Below are 23,498 nucleotides of genomic sequence, written 5' to 3'. Positions count from 1 at the left end.
ATTTCCCATTTCGTTTCCATTGGGCAGTTTATAAACAACCGCGCGGTAGTATAAAGGCAAGCCAGTGGCATTGGTACGGCATTTTCCTCACGCGGCGATAAGGAGATCGTAATCATGATGTTCAATACCTGGCAAATTGGCCTGGATATTCAATATGAAAGCATTCGTGCTGTGGCAGTTCAACGCCAACGGCAAGGATGGCAGCTTCGGCATTGGTGGCATCTTTCACTTCCTGAAGGGACCTTTCGCGACGGTTTATTAACTAATGCTGAAGCATTCACAAAGACGCTGGCGGACTGGCGAAATGAGTTACCTTTTCGCCATCAGTTACGCGTCTCTTTTCCTACGCAGCGAACATTACAACGTCCAGTCCCTGCGCCCGATAAACGCCTGTCCGAACCTGCAAGTGAAACTTATATCGCCTCAGCAACTGCTCGGCAGTTGCAAATGTCACCAGCTCAACTGTGTTGGGATTATTTAGCGTCACAAGATGTTGCTGACCCGCATTTGATAGTAGCTGCACGTCAGACAGATGTCGCTGCGTTGCTTAAAAACCTGGCCACAGTCAGGTTGTACCCAGCAACGCTGACTCCCGCTGCCAGTGCATTGTCAACGCTGATTACGCCGTGCCATCTGGAGGCATGCCAATATCTAGTGCATCACGAAAACAATCATTGGCTGTGGGTTTCTACAGATGCCTCCCGGCGCTGGGGGTGGGCTGATACCAGCACGGTACCGACAATTTCCGACCTGTGTCAGCAATTAACCGCCGAACCGGAATTAGTCGCATTGAGCCACGTGCATTCTGAGCCATTTCCAATAGGTGTTTTGCCCTTAAATGCCTGGGGAGCCCTTTCACGTTTGCAACCACCGTTACCGCGCCATGGAGGGATGTTTACGGTCGCTATAGGACTGGCAATTGGCAGAATATCCCGATGACACTCCTTCTCAATCTGCTGCCCTGGCGCCAGAGCCAGCGTAAAAAGCGCATGCATCGCTGGAGCACTTTATTCGCACTGGTTTTGATGCTGATACCACTGCTGGTCGTCAGAGGGCAGGCGTTATCGGCATGGGAAGTACGCCAGTTACAGGCGCAAAGCGGCTATCAGGCAGGCATGCATTCCGCGTTGCAACAGCTCTATCAGCAGCGACTGGTGTTACAAAAGCAGAACAATAAATTGCTGCATTTACAGCAAATCAAAGAATCGCAAAAACTGGTTATTCAGGTTTGGGAAACACGGTTGATACAACTTGCCAGTCTTTTACCTGCGGGAACCTGGTTGTCCTCGTTATCACTACAAAAAGAATTCTTCGTCGTTAAGGGCCACGCCACTGCTTTGGAAGCAATGCAGAAGCTGGAAAAGGAACTTGCTCAACTTGAAGGCATTTCTACCGTTCGGGCTGGTGCGGTACTGCATGAAGCACAGGGCGGATTTGGTTTTACTTTCACGGTAACTCTCTCTGAGGTGGTAAATGCCCTGGCTAATTGAAAGGTGGTTGAGTGGGCCAGTCTGGATACGCATCGTATCGCTTGTGGTCATAACAATCTTGCTAACGCTTGCAGCATGGTTTTTCGTGATACATCCACAACATTCTCTTACGCAGCAACTGGTAACAGGTAATCAGCAGGCGAATCAAAAACAGACTGAGTTGCGACGAAAAATTTGGGAAATTAAGTCGCTCGAAAAATCGCTTTTATCAATAAGCGCGCCAATATTTTCTGTTTCGCAGCTCGTTGGGCAATCAAACGGGCAGTTGCTGAAGTGGCAGCCTGAAGAGAAACAGGGCGTGCTGGAGATGCTTATTCCATGGGAAATGCTACCGATCTTTTTTACCAGGCTTGCCGAGTATCGCGTTGTATCGAGCCACAGTTTCACTATTACGACTCAAGGGGAATGGCTCAAACTTGTGCTGACAATGGAGTTTGCCGATGAGCCGTAGCATTTGGATAGGATTATTAATTGCTGCGTCATCTGTGCGAGCAATGCCTCCTAACCCTTTTCAGCCGCAGATTTCACCTTGTGAAAAACTGGCAGAACAACTTGCTGGATGGGCGTTACAAGGGGTCGTTAGCTCATCAACCACGAGCACAGCCCTGATGCTCAGCCCGCAAGGTACATGGAAGCGAATCAAAGCAGGTAGCGAACTTTTTCCAGGTGTCCATATTGAAAGTGTGGGAGCGGGTTTTGTGGCTGCAAAACTCGTTTCAGTCTGCCAGCCCTCTTCTTACCGTTGGGATATAAAAGGAACAACCTATGCCATGGATTCGAGTATTGCTTCTGGCGCTCGCTCTACCATTCACAAGCCAGGCAGATAAAGGCATTTCTTTGATGCTAGACAACGCACCGGTAGCTCAGGTGCTACAAGCATTGGCTGAAAATCAAAACGTTAACCTGATGATCGCGCCAGGTGTTGACGGCGCGCTGTCACTTAATTTGATTAACGTGCCGTGGAAACAGGCATTCCAACTGGTATTGAATACTGCGGAACTTAGCCAGCAACGCGAAGGCAATGTCATACAAATTTTACCAAAAGCACGTCTGCAAGAGAGACAAACTTTAGCGATGGAACTTCGTAAACGGGAAGCTCTTAATCAACCACTGCTATATCAGGTCTTCGCCCCTCATTATGCGAACGTTGAAGAGTTGTCCGCGGCACTAAAAGCGGGCGGAAGTAATTTATTGAGTGCGCAGGGAAATATCACGACAGATAAACGTACCAATCGACTGATTGTGCGGGACAATAAGGCTGTGCTGAAACAGATAGCTGATTGGGTCACTGAAATGGATTTGCCAATAGGGCAAGTTGAAATTGCTGCGCATATTGTCACCATTAATCAGGACAAACTTCGTGAGCTTGGCGTGAAATGGTCTGCTGCGGAACTGACAGACGAAGGTAAGTTTCATCAACCCACCGGAGTTTCCGCTGGCCTTTCTGTCGGCACAGCAACAGCAAAAGTAGGTTTTAACATTGCTCGTATAGATGGGCGGCTGCTCGAACTTGAGTTATCGGCTCTGGAACAACAGCAACAGTTGGAAATTATCGCCAGCCCGCGCTTGATGGCAGCGCACCAACAGCCAGCAAGCATTAAACAAGGTACTGAAATTCCGTATCAGGTTTCCAGCGGTGACAGTGGGGCGACCGCAATTGAATTTAAAGAGGCTGTTCTGGGGATGGAAGTGACACCTACGATTCAAGCGCACGGCAACATCCGCTTAAAACTACGTATTAGCCAAAACATGCCAGGGCGGAGTATTCAGCAGGCTAATGGCGAAGTACTGGCGATAGATAAGCAAGAGATAGAAACGGTAGTCGCAGTGAAAGATGGCGAAACCCTCGCGCTGGGTGGGATTTTCCAGCAACAGAGCAAAGACAGCAGCGATAGCGTCCCCCTTCTTGGTTCCATACCGCTGGTGGGTAACTTGTTTCGTCATGATGCTAAAAACCATCAGCGCCGTGAATTAGTGGTGTTTATTACACCTCGACTTATCCCTGTTCAGTAGTATTTTCGTTCACCATAGTGGGATTTTTCTTTGAAACGATGCCCAGGTGTTTGACGGCAGAGAGGAATTAGCTTACAAGGTGTACCGTTTCGAGAGGCTGGTTGCTCAAGAGTTGTGACAGATAACCCTGATTTATGCATTTTCTTCGTCATAGAAACGCAGGGGAATATAATCGGTTGCCAAACCACCTTGAGTATTGAGATAATTTTCAGTCTGACTCTCGCACTATCGCTTATGAGGTTTCAGTTCATGTCCCGCTGCACCTGGTTTTAACAGGGCGGGTTTATCATCAACGAATTGTCTTAGTAGTACCGAAAAAATGGCAGAGAAACGCAATATCTTTCTGGTTGGGCCTATGGGTGCCGGCAAAAGCACTATTGGGCGTCAGTTAGCTCAGCAACTCAATATGGAATTTTTCGATTCTGATCAAGAGATTGAGAAACGTACCGGAGCAGATGTGGGCTGGGTATTCGACGTTGAAGGCGAAGACGGCTTCCGCGATCGCGAAGAAAAAATCATCAACGAACTCACTGAAAAGCAGGGCATTGTGCTGGCAACTGGCGGCGGCTCTGTTAAGTCTCGTGAGACCCGTAACCGTCTCTCCGCCCGTGGAGTTGTGGTGTATCTTGAAACCACGATCGAAAAACAGCTTGCTCGTACACAGCGTGATAAAAAGCGCCCACTGCTGCAAGTTGAAACTCCACCGCGTGAAGTTCTTGAAGCATTAGCTCAAGAACGCAATCCTCTTTATGAAGAGATTGCTGATGTGACGATTCGCACCGACGACCAAAGTGCCAAAGTGGTTGCTAACCAGATTATTCATATGTTGGAAAGCAACTGATTCTGGCTTAATCGAAAAAAACGCCTGCGGGCTAAGCAACATCAAGGTGGTCTTCGCGTTATGGAGAGGTTAACAGTCACTCTCGGGGAACGTAGTTACCCTATCACCATTGCTGCTGGGTTATTTAGTGACTCGGCATCTTTTGGACCGCTGAAAGCTGGTGACCAAACGATGCTGGTGACCAATGAAACCCTGGCGCCGCTCTACCTGGATAAGGTGCGTGGCGTGCTGGAGCAAGCGGGCGTTAAAGTCGATTCCGTCATCCTTCCGGATGGCGAACAATTTAAAAGCCTCGCAGTATTAGACACTGTCTTTACCGCGTTGCTTGAAAAGCCACACGGTCGTGACACGACTCTCATCGCCCTTGGCGGTGGTGTCGTTGGTGACCTGACTGGCTTTGCTGCGGCGAGTTATCAACGTGGCGTACGTTTTATTCAGGTTCCAACCACTTTGCTTTCGCAAGTGGACTCTTCTGTTGGCGGTAAAACAGCCGTTAACCATCCCCTCGGTAAAAATATGATTGGTGCGTTCTACCAGCCAGCTTCGGTTGTGGTGGATCTCGACTGTCTGAGTACTTTACCCGCGCGGGAGTTGGCGTCTGGCCTGGCAGAAGTGATTAAGTACGGCATCATCCTTGACGGTAAGTTCTTTGACTGGCTTGAAGAAAACCTGGATGCATTGCTTGCGCTTGATGGCAAAGCTTTGGCCTGGTGTATTCGTCGTTGTTGTGAGCTGAAAGCAGAAGTTGTCGCTGCTGACGAGCGCGAAAGCGGCTTACGTGCTTTACTGAATTTGGGTCACACCTTTGGTCACGCTATAGAAGCTGAAATGGGCTATGGCAACTGGCTGCATGGTGAAGCTGTTGCCGCAGGTATGGTGATGGCTGCACGTACAGCACAGCGTCTTGGTAACTTCAGTGCGGTAGATGTACAGCGCATTATCAAATTGCTGCAACGTGCTGGGCTGCCGGTTACCGGTCCGAAAGAAATGTCAGCAGACGCGTATATGCCCCACATGATGCGTGATAAAAAAGTTTTGGCTGGTGAGCTGCGCTTAGTGCTGCCGCTGGCAATAGGGAAGAGTGAAATGCGTGCTGGAGTGCCGCATGATGTCGTTTTGTCCGCCATAGCTGATTGTCAGCAGGCTTAATTATTAGAAATTTCGGTCGCTGAAGTCAGGCGATTTTTAACTTCGGGTGACGTGCTGAGTTCGAATTACTGGCATAAGCCTTTGAGTGGGGTGTTAAATGGATGAGTTTAAACCGGAAGACGAACTGAAACCCGATCCAAGCGATCGCCGTTCAGGCCGTGCCCGTAGAGCTGATGAGCGTGACAACGAGCCACAAATCAATGTCGATGATGTTGAATTAGACGCCGACGAGCCTCGCCCTGCGCGTTCCCGCCGTACTCGTGACGAAGAAGAATATGAGAGCGATGATGATCTGCAAGTTGATGCAGAAGAACGTCGTCCGGCGCGTACCCGTAAAAAATCCGCTAAACAGAAAGTTCCGGTATCTCGCCAGCATCTGATGATGGGCATTGGTATTCTTGTACTATTGCTACTGATCATTGGAATTGGTTCGGCACTTAAAGCCCCTTCCTCGACTCCGGAAACTGCAGAGCAGAAGCCTGGTGCTGAGAAAAATATCGATTTGTCTGGTTCTAACGGCAATGCTGCTGACCAGGCTAATGGTGCGCAACTACAACCGGGTAATACGTCTGCGGCTAATCAGACAGAAACTGCAGGTAACCCACAAGAGGTCACGCTTCCTGCCATTTCTTCAACGCCGACCGACGCACAGTCTCAGCCTGCACCTCAAGGCCAGCAACGTGTAGAAGTTCCGGGTGATCTGAATAATGCACTGACCCAACAATCGGGCCAGATTGATAATGCCGTCAATAGCTCAACACTACCAACAGCACCGGCTACTGTCGCGGCAGTTGCGGGTAGCAATGGTGCAACGACAGCTCCGCGTCAGGTAGCAAAATCTGAACCTGCGAAGCAAACATCACCACGTCAAGAACGTAAAACTGCTGTTATCGCGCCGCAGCCTAAAGCGCAGCCTGCTAAGCAGCCAGTGGCGAAAGTAACTGAACCAAAACCGGTTGTAACTGCTAAACGTAGTGAGCCGGTTACAGCGCCAACGGCCACTGCTCCAGTGAAAGCACCTGCCGCCGTAGTTGCACCAAAAGCAACTGCCACGGAAACTGCAGTCGCACCGAAAGCAACAGCACCTGTGACAGCAGCAACTGGCGCAGTAGCTGGTGATGATAGTGCAATCAAAGGCGCACCAGGTAGCCATTACACCTTGCAGCTCAGCTCTTCTTCTAACTCAGCAAACTTGAATGCCTGGGCGAAGAAAGAGAATCTGCAACACTACATGGTTTACCAGACCGTACGAAACGGTCAACCTTGGTATGTGTTGGTTAGCGGTATTTATGCCAACAAAGATGAGGCAAAACGTGCCGTTGCAACATTGCCAGCTGATGTGCAGGCCAAGAACCCGTGGGCAAAACCTATCCATCAGGTTCAGTCTGATCTGAAGTGATGAGCAAGCGCAGCCGCTGTTGGAACCTTTCCACAGCAGGAAAAGGTGTAAATAGTTAGGCAGCATGAAAAAAAATCGCGCTTTTCTGAAATGGGCGGGGGGGAAATACCCCCTGCTCGAAGACATTAAAAAGTATCTGCCGAAAGGTGATTGTCTGATTGAGCCGTTTGTTGGTGCCGGCTCAGTCTTTCTGAATACTGATTACTCCCGTTATATCCTCGCAGATATTAATAGCGATCTGATAAACCTCTATAACATCGTCAAAACCCGTACGGAAGAGTATGTTCAGGAGTCTCGAAAACTCTTTACTGCCGAGCAAAACGATGAGCAGGTGTTCTATCTCAATCGTACCGAATTCAACCAGTGCAAAGATGAGTTTCGTCGTGCGCTGCTGTTTTTATATCTGAACCGCCATTGTTACAACGGCCTTTGTCGTTATAACCTACGTGGTGAATTCAATGTCCCGTTTGGCCGCTATATCAAACCCTACTTTCCGGAAGAAGAGTTGTATCATTTTGCCGAACGGGCACAAAACGCCACATTCCTGTGTCAGTCGTATGATGTCAGCATGGCGAATGTAGTCGAGGGGTCAGTTGTGTACTGTGATCCTCCGTACGCGCCTTTGTCTGCAACGGCTAATTTTACTGCGTATCACACCGATAGCTTTAACGCTGTGCAGCAGCAACATCTCGCACAGTTAGCCGAAAATTTGCAAGGAAATCGCATTCCGGTGCTGATTTCTAACCATGATACGGAACTTACCCGGTCGTGGTACCACCAGGCAACAAAACTGCATGTGGTACAAGTGCGACGCAGTATTAGTCGGGATGGTGGAAAACGTAACAAGGTGGACGAACTGCTGGCGCTGTATAAAGTTAGTGCCTGAGCCGTTTCGCCCGCAGACGTTAATGATTTGCTATTGGAGAAGCGGATGAAACAGTTTTTGATTGCCCCCTCAATCCTCTCAGCCGATTTTGCCCGTTTGGGTGAAGACACGGCAGCGGTGCTGGAAGCTGGTGCGGATATCGTCCATTTTGATGTTATGGATAACCATTACGTACCGAACCTCACCATCGGCCCGATGGTGTTAAAAGCCCTTCGTGATTATGGTATTACCGCACCTATCGATGTACATCTGATGGTAAAACCTGTCGATCGAATTATCCCTGATTTCGCTGCTGCTGGTGCGAATATCATCACTTTCCATCCAGAAGCGTCTGAACATGTTGACCGCTCTTTGCAACTGATTAAAGAGCATGGTTGTAAAGCTGGGCTGGTGTTTAATCCGGCTACGTCGCTGAGTTGGCTTGACCACGTGATGGATAAGCTGGATGTGATTCTGCTTATGTCCGTTAACCCGGGCTTCGGCGGCCAATCTTTTATTCCTCATACACTGGAAAAGTTACGTCAGGTGCGCGAGCGCATTGATGCATCCGGTTATGAAATCCGCCTGGAAGTTGATGGTGGCGTGAAAGCTGACAACATCGCTGAAATTGCGGCCGCAGGCGCGGATATGTTTGTCGCGGGGTCAGCTATTTTCAATCAGCCAGATTACAAAGCCGTCATTGATCGTATGCGCAGTGAATTGGCAAAGGTAAGTCATGGATAAGTTAAATAAAATTTGCGGTATCGCCTTTGATTTAGACGGTACATTGGTTGACACCGCATTAGGTCTGACCCAAGCAATGGATCAGGCGCTGTATGCCCTGGAGTTGCCGACGGCGGGTGAAGATAAGGTCGAGAAGTGGATCGGTAATGGCGCCGACGTGCTGGTTCAGCGAGCGCTGACCTGGGCGTTAAAAGGTGAAGAGCCAGAAGCCGACAAATGCCGTATCGCACGTAAACTGTTTGATACTTACTACGCACAAACTGCGGAGGAAGGCAGCTTCCTGTTCCCTGAAGTGGCTGACACGCTTGCTACATTGGCCGAAAAAGGACTGCCGATGGGGCTAGTTACGAATAAGCCAACTCCATTTGTCTTACCGATGCTGGAAAGATTAGGTATCGCGCATTACTTCAAGGTCATTATTGGTGGCGACGATGTGGAAAATAAAAAACCACATCCTGAAGCGCTGCACAAAGTGATGGAACAGCTGAATCTGAGTGCCGAAGAGCTGCTATTTGTGGGTGATTCCCGTAACGATATTCTTGCAGCGCAGGCCGCAGGATGTTGTTCTATCGGCCTGACTTACGGTTACAACTATGGTGAATCCATCGAGTTGAGCAAACCCGATTACGTATTTGACCATTTCAACGAGTTATTGCCCGCATTAGGGCTCTCTAACAAAGAACATCAGGAATCAGAACATGAGTAAGCCCATCGTCTTTAGTGGCGCACAGCCATCAGGTGAATTGACCATTGGTAACTACATGGGTGCGCTGCGTCAGTGGGTCCATATGCAAGATGATTACGACTGCATTTACTGCATCGTTGACCAGCATGCGATTACCGCGCGTCAGGATGCAACGCAACTGCGTAGCCGAACGCTAGACACGCTGGCATTGTATCTGGCTTGTGGTATTGATCCGGCTAAAAGCACCATCTTCGTTCAGTCCCATGTGCCAGAACATGCACAACTGGGATGGGTGCTGAACTGCTACACCTATTTTGGCGAGCTGAGCCGCATGACTCAGTTTAAAGATAAATCTTCCCGTTATTCAGAGAATATCAACGCCGGTTTGTTTGACTACCCGGTATTGATGGCCGCCGATATCCTGCTGTACCAGACCAACCTGGTGCCGGTTGGCGAAGATCAGAAACAACACCTGGAACTAAGCCGCGATATCGCTGCGCGTTTCAATGCGCTATATGGCGATGTGTTTAAAGTACCAGAGCCGTTTATCCCGAAATCTGGTGCGCGCGTGATGTCTCTGCTCGAGCCGACCAAGAAAATGTCTAAATCAGACGATAACCGCAACAATGTTATCGGCCTGCTGGAAGACCCGAAAGCGGTGGTGAAGAAAATCAAACGTGCGGTAACTGACTCTGACGAGCCGCCTGTTGTACGCTACGACACCGCTAACAAAGCGGGTGTATCCAATATGTTGGATATTCTGGCGGGCGTAACGGGTAAATCTATTCCAGAACTTGAGCAGCAGTTTGAAGGCAAAATGTATGGCCACCTGAAAGGTGATGTTGCTGATGCGGTATCCGGCATGCTGACCGAGTTGCAGGAACGTTTCCACCGTTTCCGTAACGATGAAGCCTACTTACAGCAAGTGATGAAAGACGGTTCTGAGAAAGCGCGTGTGCATGCTAGCGCTACACTGAAAAAAGTCTATGAAGTGATTGGGTTTGTCGCACAGCCGTAATTTATAAGCTCATAAGCTTTTTTGAACCCGCCTATATGGCGGGTTTTCTTTTTGTGTGACCCCATTCTCTTTTTGCATCTTTGCCGATTGCCATCTATCTTCATTTTTATGAAGATATAACCATTCAAAAAAATGAAGATTATTCATGAGCCGTAGTTTCATTAAGAAAGAGGGTGTCGCACAAGCGAGTCTGGCGCGTTATTTGCTGGGCGAAAAAAGCGGCAACCGATTGAAAACAATAGGTGAGTTAGCAACGGAATGTCGTTTTTCCGTAGGGCTAATGCAAGCGGCCTTAAAGACACTTGAAAACGCTGGTGCTATCTCAGTGGAACGCCGCGGGCGCAATGGCAGTTACCTGGTCAGCATGGATAACAAAGCGTTACTGGCGTTTGCAGATATTGGCAATGTTGTGTGCGCTATGCCATTACCCTACACGCGTTTGTATGAAGGGTTAGCCAGCGGGTTGAAAGCTCAGTTTGATGGTATTCCTTTTTATTACGCGCATATGCGCGGTTCAGATGTTCGCGTTGAATGCTTGCTAAATGGTGTGTACGACCTTGCGGTAGTATCCCGTCTGGCGGCGCAAAGTTACCTTGATAACAGCGGTTTGTGTATGGCGCTGGAACTAGGGCCGCATACTTATGTTGGCGAGCATAAACTCATTCGCCGTGTGGGCCAGCAACAGAGCATTCGTCGTGTTGGGCTTGACCCACGTTCTGCCGACCAGCGCATTATGACGGAGGTTTATTTTGCAGGTCAGAACGTAGAAGTGTTGGATGTTCCTTACCATGAATGTCTCAATCGCATCACCAAAGGTGAGATTGATGCGGTGATTTGGAATGTGGGTAGTGACGTTGATTTGGCACTACATGGCCTTGAGGCTTTACCGCTTCATGGTGATGAACGATATATGCAGGCTTCCGAAGCGGTGGTGCTAACGCGTTCTGATGATATTCCCATTCAGCAACTCTTACGCACAGTAGTAGATAAACACGAATTATTAGCCCATCAGCAACGTGTGCTGGGTGGGGTACAAGAACCGAGTTACTGAAAGTGAGTACTTTATGGAAAACAGACTCAACCTGCTTTGCCAGGCAGGTGTTATTGACCAGGATATTTGTGACGGCATGTTGAATGTCGTCACAGAACTGGAAAGCGTGTGGGGAATTCCCATGCGCAACGAGCAGGGCGAAATGGCGGTTACGCATATGGCAAATGCGTTGATGCGTAGTCGTCGTGGCGTGGAGATTGGCCCGCTGGACGATGAGTTGTTAGCCGAAATCAAAGAAGCGGATATTTACCCTAAACTCGTGCAAGTTCATCAGTCGTTGATATCGCCTTTTGCGCTGGCTTTGCATCCTAATGAAGAAGGTTATCTGCTGGCTAATCTTTATAGCCTGTGGATGGCGCATAAGGCATAACGCATTTTTTTAGTGCTATTGATACGCCTTAAATATTCAAAAAAATGATTATTTAGATTTATTTCACATACTGTAGTCGAGAGGCAAGGCAATGTTTATTGAGGCGCTCAAGGCACAAAACCCGGAATTGATTAAGGCTGCGCGCGGCTTATGGCGGCAAGGCGCTATTCTGCCGGATACGTACGTCATCGATGTAGACAAGGTTTTGGAAAATGGACGGAAACTGCTTGATGCAGCCGCTCGCCACGGAATAACCCTCTATTTGATGACCAAGCAAATCGGACGTAATCCGTGGCTTGCAAAAAAACTGATTGAGATCGGTTTTCACGGGGTCGTGGCGGTGGATTTTAAAGAAGCGCGCACACTGCGCAACGCTAAAGTACCTGTTTTACATGTCGGGCATTTGGTGCAAGTGCCAGCCAATCTGGCCGATGAGAATGTTGCAGCTTCGACGGAGATGATCACTGTTTTTTCGTTGGAGAAAGCACAAGAGATCTCAAATGCCGCTCAGCGTTTAGGGCTTATCCAACCCATTATGCTCAAAATCGTCGGCGATAAAGACAAACTTTACCCAGGCCAGGAGGCGGGGTTCCCGCTCTTGACACTGGATGCAACGGTTGCTGCCGTCGGCAAAATGCCTGGTGTGAAAATTTCCGGATTGACCCATTTCCCTTGCCTACTTTGGGATGAAGATTCACAGCAAACTCATGTTACGCCTAATCTGCACACGCTATTACAAGCGCGCGACCAACTTAGCATGCAGGGAATCGAAGTAACGCAGCTTAATGCGCCGTCTGCATCGAGCTGCACCACATTCACATTGCTTGCTGAATATGGTGTGACGCATGCCGAGCCGGGCCATGCGCTTACGGGCACCATTCCTGCTAATCAGCATGGCGACCAGCCAGAACAGCTAGCCATGTTGTATCTCACCGAAATCTCACATCAGTTTCAGGGCAACAGTTACTGCTTTGGCGGCGGTTATTACCGTCGTGGGCACGCACAAAACGCACTGGTTTTCCAGGGGCCAGGAAACGATGCGGTTCCTGCCAAATTGCTGCCAATGGACGACAGCAGCATTGATTACCACATCGGGCTTGCAGGTGAATTCGCGGTCGGTACTCCGGTGGTGATGTGTTTTCGAACGCAGGTTTTTGTCACACGCAGTGACGTTGCACTGGTATCTGGCATCAGTAGTGGAACTCCGGTGCTTGAAGCACTGTATGACAGTCTCGGTAATCCCATTTGCGGAGGTCTACGTGAGTAAATTTGTGGTGGTCGTAATAGACAGTTTTGGTATTGGTGCAATGGAGGATGTGCCGCAGAACAGGCCGGAAGATATTGGTGCGAATACCTGTGGGCACATTTTGCAGCACTTCCCGCAGTTACGTTTACCTGCTCTTGAAAAACTTGGTCTTATCAATGCGTTGGGTTACATCGAAGGGGCGATGCGCCCTTCTGCGAGCGCCGTTTACGGTACTGCGGCGCTGCAACATGAAGGGGGTGATACCTTTATGGGCCACCAGGAAATTCTCGGCACCCGGCCATGCCCCCCGCTGCGTATGCCCTTCTCTGAAGTGATTGATGAAGTTGAACGAGCGTTGATTGCCGATTGCTGGCAGGTCGAGCGTATCGGCAACAGACTGCAATATTTGTGGGTGAATCATGCGGTAGCGATAGGCGATAACCTTGAAGCAGACCTCGGCCAGGTGTTTAACATCAGCGCGAATTTGAATGCTATTTCTTTCGAGGAAGTGCGCACCATTGGCGAAATTGTACGTCGCTGCGTGCGAGTAGGAAGGGTCATCGCATTTGGTGGAGAACTGGAAAGTAGCCAGCAGCTCCAGAATGCTGTCGAGGAAAAACAGGGCAAATACATCGGTATTAACGCACCGCGAGCCGGGGTTTATCAGCAGGGTTTTCAGGTCGTTCATATGGGCTTTGGTGTGGATGCCAGTGTACAGGTGCCACAGAAGTTGCATGAGGTGGATGTCAAAACGGTGTTGATAGGAAAGGTGGCAGATATCGCCATTAACCCACACGGTGTTAGCTATCAGAATCTTGTTGATACTCAACAGATTATGGACATTACGCTCGATGAAGTGCAAAAGCCAGGCGATGTTTTTATCTGTACCAATATTCAGGAAACCGATCTTGCCGGGCACGCGCAGGATGTGGAGCGGTACGCTGAACGACTTCAGGTCGTGGATGAAAATCTCGCCCGATTAATGGGGGTGATGCAACACGGCGATTGCCTGGTGGTGATGGCCGACCATGGCAACGACCCCACTATTGGTCACAGTAAACACACGCGTGAAAACGTCCCGCTACTGGTTTGGTCGCAAGGAATTGTGAACGTGTCTGTGGGGAACAGAAAAACATTGTCTGATGTAGGCGCTACGGCCTGCGATTTCTTCCACGCCGCCGCGCCGCAAAACGGTACTTCATTCCTATCGCTGCTGCATACCGTGAACACTGGAGACCATCATGGCTGAACAGTTGAGAATCAATTCGTCGGGCTACACCTATGCACACGAACACCTGCATATCGATCTATCGTCGTTCAAAAACAACATTGATTGCCGGTTGGATCAGTACGACTTGATTTGCGAAGAGATGAAAACGCTCTATAGCCTGGGTGTGCGTAACATCATTGAAATGACCAACCGTTATATGGGTCGCAACCCTCAGTTTATGCTAGATATTATGCGTGATTCTGGCATGAATGTTGTGGCTTGCACCGGTTATTACCAACACGATTTTTTCCCAGCTCACGTTGCCACAGCTAGCGTCGAAAAGCTGGCACAAGAAATGGTTGATGAAATTGAACAGGGTATTGATGGTACAGGGTTAAAAGCTGGGATCATTGCTGAAATCGGTTCAAGTGTTGACGTAATCACACCGGACGAAGCAAAAGTGTTTACCGCCGCAGCAATTGCGCATCGGGAAACCGGACGCCCTATCTCCACACACACCTCATTTAGCACCATGGGTCTGGAGCAATTGGCATTGCTCAAAAGCTATGGCGTAGATCTTTCCCGCGTGGTCGTGGGCCATTGTGACCTGAAAGACAATCTAGAGAACATCCTGCGCATGATTGAACAGGGTGCCTACGTGCAGTTCGATACCATTGGAAAAAACAACTATTACCCGGATGAAAAACGTATTGCCATGCTGCGGGAAATCGCCAGCCGTGGCTTGCTCGACCACGTCATGCTCTCCATGGATATTACCCGTCGTTCCCATCTGAAAGCCAATGGTGGCCTTGGTTTCGACTATTTGATGACAACGTTTGTGCCTATGTTACAGGAAGCAGGTTTTACGCAGGCCGACGTTGATTTGATGCTACGAGAAAATCCCTCTGTGTTCTTTAAATAAGGATTCCCAATGAAAAAATCGGTGTTGCTGGCTTACAGCGCGAACTGATGAAAAAACTATTGAGACTGCTGCACCAGGTTGCCTGACGGAGTGAACGTCATCTCTGGCTGTAACTAAGAAAAAGTGCAGATACAACTCCACAATATTGTTAATGAAGGATAAGTCTATGAAATTCGTAATTGGCGGACAAATTGAAAAACAGAGAATTGCTGATGTGCTGCAATCTCTGGCGGGTGAACGTGCTACTTCCATCACAGTGATGGGTGATATTGAAGCCGCGATGGCATTGAAAAGTGGTAATGCTGATTTTTACTTTGGCGCCTGTAATACAGGTGGCGGCGGGGCGCTGGCAATGGCTATCGCCATTGTTGGTGCCGATAAATGTGTCACCCTCGGGATGCCCGGGAAAATCCTTTCTGATGAAGAAATCATCGGTCATGTGAACAAGGGCAAAACGGCATTTGGATTTACTGGTCAGGATATCGATGTCGTGATGCCTGTTGTGATTAAAGCGATTTTATCTCAGTAGAGGACCGGTTTATGGGATTCGAGTTTCTAACCCGATTGATGGAAATCGATCCCACCAAAGCCGGCCTGCTGGCGCTCATTGGTGGGATCTCGGCCATGATGGCTAACAGAGGTGTGGCCGTATTTCACGATGGATTGAGGCCATTAGTACCTGAGTACCTTGAAGGCAGGATGAGCCGTAAAGTACTTGCAACCACCAGTTTTGCACTGAGTTTTGGACTGGTTATTGGTTTTGGTATTCCGTTCTCTCTGGCTGCACCGATTATTCTGGTGCACAGCCTGTTACTCGGTACTGACGTGATCGGGACCTGGTGTGCGGACAGTAGGAAAGGGTTCATTTTATCGGGGGTCATAGGCGTCGTGTATTCCATCGCGCTGATGGCCGGTCTACGTTCCGTAGTCGATGCATTTGCTCATTTGCCAGTGAATTTTATGAATCAACTGAGCAAAGTTGGTGAACCCATCATCGTCTGTTTTGCTTTGTTCCCCGCGCTAGTAGTGGCATACCAGTATGGTTATCGCAAAGGGCTCTGGGTTCTGGTAGTGACGCTGACGGGCTATCTGGCAACACAGTCCCTTGGCGCAATGAGTTTCGGCGGCCGCCTGAGCAAACCCGTTAATCTTGATCCTAATGGCATCGCACTGCTGCTTGCTATGGTGGCAATGTTCTATTTCGCTATTAAAGAACGTCCTGCGAAAGCGGCTGATGGCCAGGCACCTGCGGTTGGCGCGAATGAAATGTTGGTCGGGTTATTTTCTACTCGTATTCAGCGTATCCAGAAAAACATCTGGTACCTGGTTCTCAGTGGCGGGCTAGTCGCTGTCGCGGGAACCATGTCATTCAGCCTGCTAGCGGAAGGGCCGGTATCCTTGCAACTGATGGCGCAAGGAGAAGGTACCAGTGCCATGTTAGTAGCGCTGGCGCGCGCAATTAGCTTTGTGCCATTAGTGGGCACTACAGCCATTGCCACTGGGGTTTATAGTCCGGAAGGCATGAAGTTCGTGTTTGTGGCAGGCCTGGCAACCAACAATCCGTGGATCGCGTTTATTTCTGGCTGCGTGATTATGTTCGCTGAAATCCGACTGCTGGGAAAAATAGCGATCTGGCTGGATAAATATCCTGGTGTTAAAGCGTGTGGTGATCATATCCGTACAGCCATCACCCGGATGTTGGAAGTGTCGTTGCTGGTTGGGGGAATGATGGCTTCCAACGCTATTTTACCGGGAATGGGTTTCCTGGTGGTAGCTGGGATCTATCTGCTGAACCGCACGTCTAAACGACCACTCGTTGAAATGGCTATTGGCCCAATTGCGACCATTATCGTGGGGATTTTAGCCAACGTAATCAATCTGGTTGGCCTTGGCTAATTGTACTTCCCCTGCGTCAGCTCTATGCCGCAGGGGGATTTAACGGAGCATACCAATGAAAACTTATCCCCTACAAAGCTTGACGATGGAACAGGCGCAGCTCAAACAGTTCAAGCTTGTGGATACCATTTGTCACCATTTCCCGGGAAGCGACTTTCTTAATACTGGCGATTTGGGTTTAGTTCCGGGTCTTAATCAGCCACAAATGACCCAGCGTGTTGAAGCCGTTATAGCTGATTTCTTTGCTTCTCCTGCCGCAGCGTTGGTACAGGGTGCGGGAACGGGGGCAATCCGCTGTGGATTGGTAGCATTGTTGAAAGCCGGTGAAAGCCTGCTTATCCACGATGCGCCTCTTTACCCCACTACGGCGGTGATTGCCGAACAGATGGGTTTAACGCTAATTCGTGCCGATTTTAATCAGCTTGATGAGGTGAACCGGGCCATTGAATTGCACCGCCCGCAGGCGGCACTTATTCAGCATACCCGACAGAAAATAGATGACTCGTATGTCTTGCAGGATGTTATCGCCTGCTTCAATCAACATGGCATACCGTCGCTAACTGATGACAACTATGCGGTGATGAAGGTCGACGGTATTGGCTGTGAATGTGGTGCGACGCTGTCGACCTTTTCGAGCTTCAAGCTGTTTGGACCAGCGGGCATTGGTGTTGTGGTCGGTGACGAGAAAGTGGTTAATGCGGTGCGTCAGAGCATGTATTCAGGCGGCTGCCAGGTGCAGGGTTTTCAGGCAATGGAAGCGTTGCGGGGATTGGTGTTTGCGCCAGTCATGCACGCAGTGCAGGCGCAGGTTAACGACAATCTTGTCGACGCGCTGAACTCAGGCATCATTCCACAAGTGAAGCAGGCGTTTATCGCTAATGCGCAATCAAAGGTGGTGTTGGTGGAGTTCCATCAACCGATTGCAGAGCGGGTACTCAACGGTGCGCAGCAGTTAGGTGCGTTACCATATCCGGTTGGCGCGGAATCGAAGTATGAAATCCCGCCGCTGTTTTACCGTGTGTCCGGTACGTTTCGTCAGTCAGACCCTACGCTTGAACAACGAATGATCCGTATTAATCCCAATCGCAGCGGTGCGCAGACGGTGATACGTATTTTGCAGGAAAGTTGTAAGGGTCTCTAAATCAAATCGCTCTCTTAAAGAGAGCGATATTGGATGTATACCCAAAATAATTTGAGTTGCAGGAAGGTCTTGTGAGCATAACTAAAACTATGTGACCGGGGCGTGCGAACACTGCCAACGCACCTGCATCTTGAATTATGACGGGTAGATCAGTGATTCGAGAACCAGTTCAGCTTATCGCGCAATGCGACAACTCTGCCGACGATAATCAATGCCGGACTTGCGACCTGAGTGGACAATGCACCGAGTTCGTTTAATGTTCCGCTGACCACACGTTGTGTCACTGCGGTGCCATTTTCTACCAATGCAACTGGCATTTCGGCAGACATCCCGTACTCAATCAATTTTTCCTGAATCGCTGGTGCCTGGTTCAAACCCATGTAGAAGACCAGCGTCTGTTTTTCCGCAGCCAGGTTTTCCCAGTCCAGTTCGCCACCCGTTTTCAAGTGCCCGGTAACCAGGCGCACGCTTTGTGCGTAATCGCGGTGAGTTAATGGAATACCAGAATATGCAGAGCAGCCGGAAGCGGCAGTAATACCCGGCACGACGGAGAACGGAATACCGCCTTCGCACAGGGTTTCCAGTTCTTCTCCACCACGCCCAAAGATAAACGGATCACCACCTTTCAGGCGCACGACGCGTTTTCCGCTTTGCGCTTCGCGCAGCAGAATCTGGTTAATTTCTTCTTGTGGAACACAGTGGTAGCCCGCGCGTTTACCTACAAACACACGGTCGGCATCGCGACGCACCAGATTCATGATGTCATCGGACACCAGTCGGTCATAAACCACCACATCGGCTTGCTGGATTTGTTGTAGCCCTTTGAGCGTCAACAACCCTGCATCGCCTGGACCTGCACCGACCAGCACCACTTCACCGCGATGATCCAACGGTGTTGCAAACATCGACTCGGTTTCCTGGTCGATGGCGTGCTTATCTTCGTTGGCCAGATATTGCGCCAGCCTGTCGTTAGTGAAGAACTTTTCCCAGAACCGGCGGCGTTCGCCCATGGTTTTGAAATTCGCTTTCACTCGACCACGCAGGGTTCCTGCATAAGAGGCAATTTTTCCCAGATGCAATGGCAGAATGGCTTCGAGTTTTTCACGCAGCAGACGGGCAAGTACCGGGGAAGTCCCACCAGATGAGACCGCAACCATCAGCGGTGAACGGTCAATAATCGATGGCATGATAAAGCTGGCTTGCTTAGGCGCATCGACCACATTACAGAATATACGGCGGGATTCAGCAGCGTCGCTGACTTGTTGATTCACTACATCGTTGTCTGTTGCGGCAATAGCTAGCCAGCAAACATCAAGCAGCGTGGGTTGGAATTCACCCTGGACTAAAGTAATCATGCCCTGTTCAGCCCACACATGAAATTGCGGGGAGAAGTCCAGGGCATTCACAGTGACTTGTGCACCTGCCTCCATCAACAAACGCGCTTTACGTTCAGCAACATCGCCACCGCCGACTAACAGGCAGGTACGACCTCGCAATTGACAAAATATAGGCAGGTGATCCACGGTCAATCCTCAAAAGAAATTAGTTGCGTGCAGTCTCCGGCGTGGCGATTCGCTCAGGCTGTGGACGCTCGGCTTTCGGGGTAGCATACCAATAACCCAGACCCATGAATACTACACCGGAAAGGGTATTCCCAAGCGTTACCCACAACAGATTGTGGCCGATTCCTGCCAGCGTATAAGCTTCGCTATGATGGCCAAACCATGAAAGCGCAAACAAGGTCATATTGGCAACAGAGTGTTCGTAACCTGAAGCGATAAACGCCAGCAAACACCACCAGATAGCGAGGAATTTAGCGGCACCTTCGGTACGCACTGCCATCCAGATTGCAAGGCAAACCAGCCAGTTACACAGGGCACCTTTAAAGAACAGCACCATTGCAGGCGCGGTGGTTTTTGCCAGTGCGGCGGTGTGGACTAGGCTTGTATCTAACGGTAGTAGGCTGCCACCACCCCAGTTGTAAAGCAGGGCGACAAACACAGAACCAATCAGGTTGCCGAGCCAAGTTTTTGGCAGAATCGCCCACATTTGACCATGGGAAATAGTGCCTGCTTTTACACCAAACGTCAGGAACATGGTGTGGCCGGTAAATAATTCAGAACCAGCAATGATGACCAGCGTCAGGGCGATACCGAAGGTCGCTCCCATAACCAGTGGACGCAACGCAGGTTCAATAAGGTTACCAAGAGTGAAAATCAGGATGATCCCAAGACCAACGTAAGCACCCGCCATCGCGGAGCTTATCCAGAAACCAAGCGGGTTGTTTTTTGACAGTCGGGCAATGCGTGCAGCATTTGCCGCACATTTATTAATGGTATCGGTGAACATTTTGTTATCCCAATAAATTAAAAGAAAATAATGAAATCGAATACGGTGTTATTGCCTCTCACCCTTCCCCTCTCCCCAAAGGGGCGAGGGGACTGAACGGTGTCCGCTTTCTTCTGGGGTGAGGGTTATCTTATGCTTTAATCTGAACCTGACCGTCTTGAACGCGTGCTGGGTAATGCGCAATTGAGCGGCTCTCGTCTTCCATGCACAACCCGTCTCGCAGTCTGAAATGCTGCTTTTTCAACGGGCTGGCAACCCACAGTTCGTTTTGGTGTTCGGCAATCAGGCCGCGCGACAGCACACTGGCTTCAAAGAACGGGTCAATGTTACTGATAGCGAAAACTTGATCATCGTTCCGTGGGCGGAAAATTGCTATCTGCTCATTACCTAGCAATGCGCAAACACCGGTAGCAGGCAGGATGTCGTTTAACGGGCAAACGGTAGTCCACTGGCTCATACATTTTCCTCCACTTCTTCTACCAGAGTGACCGGGATACGTTCGTAAGGCGTAGCCGGACGATGTTGCTCGCGCTCAGGCACGATTTGTACGTTCGGGTCGCGCTGCGGGCTATTGATAAAGTGTTTGAAGCGAACCTGTGCTTCTGGGGTATTAACCGTTTCAGTCCATTCGCAGATAACTTTTTCACGTAGGCGTTCAATTTCGGCTTCAAGTTGAGCGTTAAGGCCCAGCTTGTCTTCGATAATGACCTGCTTGAGATAGTCGATACCCCCTTCCAGGCTATCTAACCACGGCGCAGTACGGGTCAGTTTGTCTGCAGTGCGGATGTAGAACATCATGAAACGATCGAGGTATTTGATCAGCGTTTCGTTGTCTAAGTCCGCAGCCAGTAAGTCTGCATGACGTGGCTTCATACCACCGTTGCCGCACACATACAGGTTCCAGCCTTTTTCGGTGGCGATAATACCCACGTCTTTACCCTGTGCTTCTGCACATTCACGGGTGCAGCCAGAAACACCGAACTTCATTTTGTGTGGAGTACGAATACCTTTGTAACGGTTTTCCAGCTCGACGCCGAAACCTACGCTGTCACCAACGCCGTAACGGCACCAGGTGCTACCTACGCAGGTTTTCGCCATACGCAGTGCCTTCGCGTACGCATGACCTGTTTCGAAGCCAGCTTCAATCAGTTGACGCCAGATTTCTGGTAAGTCGTCTTTTTGCGCGCCAAACAGGCCGATACGCTGGGAACCGGTGATTTTGGTGTAGAGATTAAATTCGCGTGCGATGCGGCCTACTTCCATCAAGCCTTCCGGCGTAATTTCACCGCCTGCTGAACGAGGGATTACAGAGTAAGTACCGTCTTTCTGGATGTTGCCCAGGAAGTTGTCGTTGGTGTCTTGCAGTGGTGTGTGCTTTGGAGAAAGCACATATTCGTTCCAGCAAGAGGCCAGCAAAGAACCGACAGTCGGTTTACAGACTTCACAACCGTAGCCTTTACCGTACTTTTCCAGCAACTCGTCGAAAGATTTAATGCCTTCAACACGGATCAGGTGGTACAGCTCCTGGCGAGAAAATGCGAAGTGTTCACATAGGTTGTGGTTAACTTCGATGCCTTGCTTGCTCAGCTCAGCATTCAATACCTGAGTAATTAACGGGATACAGCCACCGCAGCCAGTGCCTGCTTTGGTTTCAGCTTTTAACGCCGCTACCGTGTGGCAGCCTTTATTGATGGCTTTGATCAGATGCCCTTTGGTGACATCGAAGCAGGAGCAGATTTGTGCGCTGTCCGGTAGTTTATCAACGCCAATGGCTGGTTTGCCTGAGCTGGCGTGCGCAGGCAGGATCAGTGCGTCAGGGTTTTCCGGCAGCTCAATGTCATTCAATACCAGTTGCAGCAGGTTGCCGTAGTCGCTGGTATCGCCAACCAGAACCGCACCGAGCAGGGTTTTGTTGTCGGCACTGACAATAAGACGCTTATAAACTTCTTTGCTTTCGTCGAGATAAACATAACTGCGGCAATTTGGTGTGCGGCCATGAGCATCACCAATCCCGCCGACATCGACACCGAGCAATTTCAGCTTGGCACTCATGTCCGCGCCTTCAAACGCGTTTTCTGTACCGAGCAGATGGTCAGCAGTGACTTGTGCCATTTTATAACCAGGCGCTACCAGGCCGAATGTACGGTTATTCCAGCTTGCGCATTCGCCAATGGCGTAGATATCTGGATCAGAAGTCTGGCAAGTGTCATTAACTACGATGCCGCCGCGCTGAGCTGTAGCCAGGCCGCATTGGGTTGCTAGTTTATCGCGTGGGCGGATGCCGGTGGAGAAGACGATAAAGTCCACTTCCAGATCGGTGCCGTCAGCAAAACGCATGGTCTTACGTGCTTCGTTACCAACTTGTACGATTTCCAGGGTGTTTTTGCTGGTATGAACGCGCACGCCCATGCTTTCGATTTTATTGCGTAGCTGCTCGCCGCCCATTTGGTCGAGTTGTTCGGCCATCAGCATTGGGGCGAATTCAATGACGTGGGTTTCTACGCCGAGGTTTTTCAACGCACCTGCGGCTTCAAGGCCAAGCAAACCACCACCAACAACGGCGCCGCGCTTGCTGCGACGGGCGCAGGCTTCAATGGCGTTCAAATCTTCGATAGTGCGGTAGACGAAACAATCTTGTGTTTCAGAGCCTTTGATCGGCGGGATCCACGGATAAGAACCGGTCGCCATCACAAGCTTGTCGTAATAAACAGTACGGCCAGTATTTGAGTGAATGACTTTTTCCTGGCGGTTAATGGTGATGGCGCGTTCGCCCACCAACACATTGACGCCGTGCTTCTCGTAGAAGCCTTCGCGAACCAGAGATAATTCTTCAGCGGTATGATGGGAAAAATAGGAAGACAGATGCACGCGGTCGTAGGCTTTACGTGGCTCTTCGCAGAAAACAGTGATATCGAATTGGCCTGGCAGGGCTTTATCAAGTAAGTCTTCGATAAAGCGATGGCCGACCATGCCATTACCGACTACTGCGATTTTGACTTTGCTCATATTTGCCTCAATTTCTTTTTTATTACTGCCTACCTTAACGATTCAGCAATGGCGATTATTGATACAAATCAAATACACCTTTATATACCTCTTAATGGGTATG

Annotated in this window: 24 protein-coding genes; 20 read left to right on the top strand and 4 right to left on the bottom strand. The window is 49.8% G+C overall.

The window, feature by feature from the left end; translation table 11 throughout:
• Positions 1-114: 114 nt before the first annotated feature.
• The 20 genes from FH968_RS10260 (at position 115) to FH968_RS10165 (ending at position 18,040) form a co-directional block, all read left to right on the top strand.
• Entirely contained in the window at positions 115-939 is an 825-nt protein-coding gene (locus FH968_RS10260) for a pilus assembly protein (protein WP_139879057.1), read from the top strand.
• Positions 936-1,490, top strand: coding sequence for a PilN domain-containing protein (locus FH968_RS10255; protein ID WP_139879056.1), 555 nt, complete (start codon positions 936-938; stop codon positions 1,488-1,490). Before FH968_RS10260 ends, FH968_RS10255 begins: the two co-directional genes overlap by 4 nt.
• Positions 1,474-1,941, top strand: coding sequence for a hypothetical protein (locus FH968_RS10250; RefSeq protein WP_139879055.1), 468 nt, complete (start codon positions 1,474-1,476; stop codon positions 1,939-1,941). The genes FH968_RS10255 and FH968_RS10250 overlap by 17 nt, the downstream gene beginning before the upstream one ends.
• On the top strand, positions 1,931-2,317 hold the full coding sequence (locus tag FH968_RS10245; protein WP_139879054.1) for a HofP DNA utilization family protein: 387 nt from the start codon (positions 1,931-1,933) through the stop codon (positions 2,315-2,317). Before FH968_RS10250 ends, FH968_RS10245 begins: the two co-directional genes overlap by 11 nt.
• Positions 2,256-3,503, top strand: a complete 1,248-nt coding sequence (gene pilQ / locus FH968_RS10240) for a type IV pilus secretin PilQ (protein ID WP_223271308.1) — start codon at positions 2,256-2,258, stop codon at positions 3,501-3,503. The genes FH968_RS10245 and pilQ overlap by 62 nt, the downstream gene beginning before the upstream one ends.
• 319 nt (positions 3,504-3,822) lie before the next feature.
• Entirely contained in the window at positions 3,823-4,344 is a 522-nt protein-coding gene (aroK, locus tag FH968_RS10235; RefSeq protein WP_064542836.1) for a shikimate kinase AroK, read from the top strand.
• Between the two features lie 60 nt (positions 4,345-4,404).
• Complete coding sequence (gene aroB, locus FH968_RS10230) at positions 4,405-5,493, top strand: 3-dehydroquinate synthase (protein WP_139879053.1); 1,089 nt, start codon at positions 4,405-4,407, stop codon at positions 5,491-5,493.
• Between the two features lie 97 nt (positions 5,494-5,590).
• Positions 5,591-6,892, top strand: coding sequence for a cell division protein DamX (gene damX / locus FH968_RS10225; protein ID WP_139879052.1), 1,302 nt, complete (start codon positions 5,591-5,593; stop codon positions 6,890-6,892).
• Positions 6,893-6,956: 64 nt separating this feature from the next.
• Positions 6,957-7,778 carry an adenine-specific DNA-methyltransferase gene (dam, locus tag FH968_RS10220; protein WP_139879051.1) on the top strand — a complete coding sequence of 274 codons (822 nt, stop codon included), beginning with the start codon at positions 6,957-6,959 and terminating at the stop codon, positions 7,776-7,778.
• Positions 7,779-7,823: 45 nt separating this feature from the next.
• Positions 7,824-8,501, top strand: coding sequence for a ribulose-phosphate 3-epimerase (gene rpe, locus FH968_RS10215; protein ID WP_139879050.1), 678 nt, complete (start codon positions 7,824-7,826; stop codon positions 8,499-8,501).
• Positions 8,494-9,207: a phosphoglycolate phosphatase gene (locus tag FH968_RS10210; protein WP_139879049.1), complete on the top strand. Its 714-nt coding sequence runs from the start codon at positions 8,494-8,496 to the stop codon at positions 9,205-9,207. The genes rpe and FH968_RS10210 overlap by 8 nt, the downstream gene beginning before the upstream one ends.
• Positions 9,200-10,204, top strand: a complete 1,005-nt coding sequence (gene trpS, locus FH968_RS10205) for a tryptophan--tRNA ligase (RefSeq protein WP_139879048.1) — start codon at positions 9,200-9,202, stop codon at positions 10,202-10,204. The genes FH968_RS10210 and trpS overlap by 8 nt, the downstream gene beginning before the upstream one ends.
• Before the next feature lie 145 nt (positions 10,205-10,349).
• The gene (gene yhfZ / locus FH968_RS10200; protein ID WP_139879047.1) at positions 10,350-11,255 is read left to right on the top strand and encodes a GntR family transcriptional regulator YhfZ; all 906 of its coding nucleotides are present in this window, start codon (positions 10,350-10,352) and stop codon (positions 11,253-11,255) included.
• A gap of 13 nt (positions 11,256-11,268) precedes the next feature.
• Positions 11,269-11,625, top strand: a complete 357-nt coding sequence (locus FH968_RS10195; RefSeq protein ID WP_139879046.1) for a PRD domain-containing protein — start codon at positions 11,269-11,271, stop codon at positions 11,623-11,625.
• Between the two features lie 91 nt (positions 11,626-11,716).
• On the top strand, positions 11,717-12,892 hold the full coding sequence (locus tag FH968_RS10190; RefSeq protein ID WP_139879045.1) for a YhfX family PLP-dependent enzyme: 1,176 nt from the start codon (positions 11,717-11,719) through the stop codon (positions 12,890-12,892).
• Complete coding sequence (locus tag FH968_RS10185) at positions 12,885-14,120, top strand: phosphopentomutase (RefSeq protein WP_139879044.1); 1,236 nt, start codon at positions 12,885-12,887, stop codon at positions 14,118-14,120. Before FH968_RS10190 ends, FH968_RS10185 begins: the two co-directional genes overlap by 8 nt.
• A complete protein-coding gene (locus FH968_RS10180; protein WP_370451492.1) occupies positions 14,113-15,003 on the top strand; it encodes a phosphotriesterase-related protein in 891 nt (296 codons plus the stop codon). The genes FH968_RS10185 and FH968_RS10180 overlap by 8 nt, the downstream gene beginning before the upstream one ends.
• Positions 15,004-15,169: 166 nt before the next feature.
• Positions 15,170-15,532, top strand: a complete 363-nt coding sequence (locus FH968_RS10175; RefSeq protein WP_139879043.1) for a DUF2620 domain-containing protein — start codon at positions 15,170-15,172, stop codon at positions 15,530-15,532.
• An 11-nt stretch (positions 15,533-15,543) separates the two neighbouring features.
• On the top strand, positions 15,544-16,899 hold the full coding sequence (locus FH968_RS10170) for a YhfT family protein (RefSeq protein ID WP_139879042.1): 1,356 nt from the start codon (positions 15,544-15,546) through the stop codon (positions 16,897-16,899).
• 55 nt (positions 16,900-16,954) lie between these two features.
• A complete protein-coding gene (locus tag FH968_RS10165) occupies positions 16,955-18,040 on the top strand; it encodes an aminotransferase class V-fold PLP-dependent enzyme (protein WP_139879041.1) in 1,086 nt (361 codons plus the stop codon).
• A 149-nt stretch (positions 18,041-18,189) separates the two neighbouring features.
• Here the strand turns inward: FH968_RS10165 and cysG are convergent, their stop codons facing one another.
• The 4 genes from cysG to nirB form a co-directional block, all read right to left on the bottom strand.
• Complete coding sequence (gene cysG, locus FH968_RS10160) at positions 18,190-19,563, bottom strand: siroheme synthase CysG (RefSeq protein WP_139879040.1); 1,374 nt, start codon at positions 19,561-19,563, stop codon at positions 18,190-18,192.
• A gap of 19 nt (positions 19,564-19,582) precedes the next feature.
• Positions 19,583-20,389, bottom strand: a complete 807-nt coding sequence (gene nirC, locus FH968_RS10155) for a nitrite transporter NirC (RefSeq protein WP_139879039.1) — start codon at positions 20,387-20,389, stop codon at positions 19,583-19,585.
• A gap of 130 nt (positions 20,390-20,519) precedes the next feature.
• On the bottom strand, positions 20,520-20,846 hold the full coding sequence (nirD, locus tag FH968_RS10150; protein WP_139879038.1) for a nitrite reductase small subunit NirD: 327 nt from the start codon (positions 20,844-20,846) through the stop codon (positions 20,520-20,522).
• Complete coding sequence (nirB, locus tag FH968_RS10145) at positions 20,843-23,395, bottom strand: nitrite reductase large subunit NirB (RefSeq protein WP_139879037.1); 2,553 nt, start codon at positions 23,393-23,395, stop codon at positions 20,843-20,845. Before nirB ends, nirD begins: the two co-directional genes overlap by 4 nt.
• Positions 23,396-23,498 lie beyond the last annotated feature (103 nt).

Source organism: Buttiauxella sp. B2, assembly GCF_006376615.1.
GTDB lineage: Bacteria > Pseudomonadota > Gammaproteobacteria > Enterobacterales > Enterobacteriaceae > Buttiauxella.
This window is presented reverse-complemented; position numbering and strand designations above follow the sequence as displayed.

Coding starts and splice junctions, on each gene's coding strand:
- FH968_RS10260 (WP_139879057.1), top strand. CDS start 115: ATGATGTTCAATACCTGGCAAATTGGCCTGGATATTCAATATGAAAGC.
- FH968_RS10255 (WP_139879056.1), top strand. CDS start 936: ATGACACTCCTTCTCAATCTGCTGCCCTGGCGCCAGAGCCAGCGTAAA.
- FH968_RS10250 (WP_139879055.1), top strand. CDS start 1,474: ATGCCCTGGCTAATTGAAAGGTGGTTGAGTGGGCCAGTCTGGATACGC.
- FH968_RS10245 (WP_139879054.1), top strand. CDS start 1,931: ATGAGCCGTAGCATTTGGATAGGATTATTAATTGCTGCGTCATCTGTG.
- pilQ (WP_223271308.1), top strand. CDS start 2,256: ATGCCATGGATTCGAGTATTGCTTCTGGCGCTCGCTCTACCATTCACA.
- aroK (WP_064542836.1), top strand. CDS start 3,823: ATGGCAGAGAAACGCAATATCTTTCTGGTTGGGCCTATGGGTGCCGGC.
- aroB (WP_139879053.1), top strand. CDS start 4,405: ATGGAGAGGTTAACAGTCACTCTCGGGGAACGTAGTTACCCTATCACC.
- damX (WP_139879052.1), top strand. CDS start 5,591: ATGGATGAGTTTAAACCGGAAGACGAACTGAAACCCGATCCAAGCGAT.
- dam (WP_139879051.1), top strand. CDS start 6,957: ATGAAAAAAAATCGCGCTTTTCTGAAATGGGCGGGGGGGAAATACCCC.
- rpe (WP_139879050.1), top strand. CDS start 7,824: ATGAAACAGTTTTTGATTGCCCCCTCAATCCTCTCAGCCGATTTTGCC.
- FH968_RS10210 (WP_139879049.1), top strand. CDS start 8,494: ATGGATAAGTTAAATAAAATTTGCGGTATCGCCTTTGATTTAGACGGT.
- trpS (WP_139879048.1), top strand. CDS start 9,200: ATGAGTAAGCCCATCGTCTTTAGTGGCGCACAGCCATCAGGTGAATTG.
- yhfZ (WP_139879047.1), top strand. CDS start 10,350: ATGAGCCGTAGTTTCATTAAGAAAGAGGGTGTCGCACAAGCGAGTCTG.
- FH968_RS10195 (WP_139879046.1), top strand. CDS start 11,269: ATGGAAAACAGACTCAACCTGCTTTGCCAGGCAGGTGTTATTGACCAG.
- FH968_RS10190 (WP_139879045.1), top strand. CDS start 11,717: ATGTTTATTGAGGCGCTCAAGGCACAAAACCCGGAATTGATTAAGGCT.
- FH968_RS10180 (WP_370451492.1), top strand. CDS start 14,113: ATGGCTGAACAGTTGAGAATCAATTCGTCGGGCTACACCTATGCACAC.
- FH968_RS10175 (WP_139879043.1), top strand. CDS start 15,170: ATGAAATTCGTAATTGGCGGACAAATTGAAAAACAGAGAATTGCTGAT.
- FH968_RS10170 (WP_139879042.1), top strand. CDS start 15,544: ATGGGATTCGAGTTTCTAACCCGATTGATGGAAATCGATCCCACCAAA.
- FH968_RS10165 (WP_139879041.1), top strand. CDS start 16,955: ATGAAAACTTATCCCCTACAAAGCTTGACGATGGAACAGGCGCAGCTC.
- nirC (WP_139879039.1), bottom strand. CDS start 20,389: ATGTTCACCGATACCATTAATAAATGTGCGGCAAATGCTGCACGCATT.
- nirD (WP_139879038.1), bottom strand. CDS start 20,846: ATGAGCCAGTGGACTACCGTTTGCCCGTTAAACGACATCCTGCCTGCT.
- nirB (WP_139879037.1), bottom strand. CDS start 23,395: ATGAGCAAAGTCAAAATCGCAGTAGTCGGTAATGGCATGGTCGGCCAT.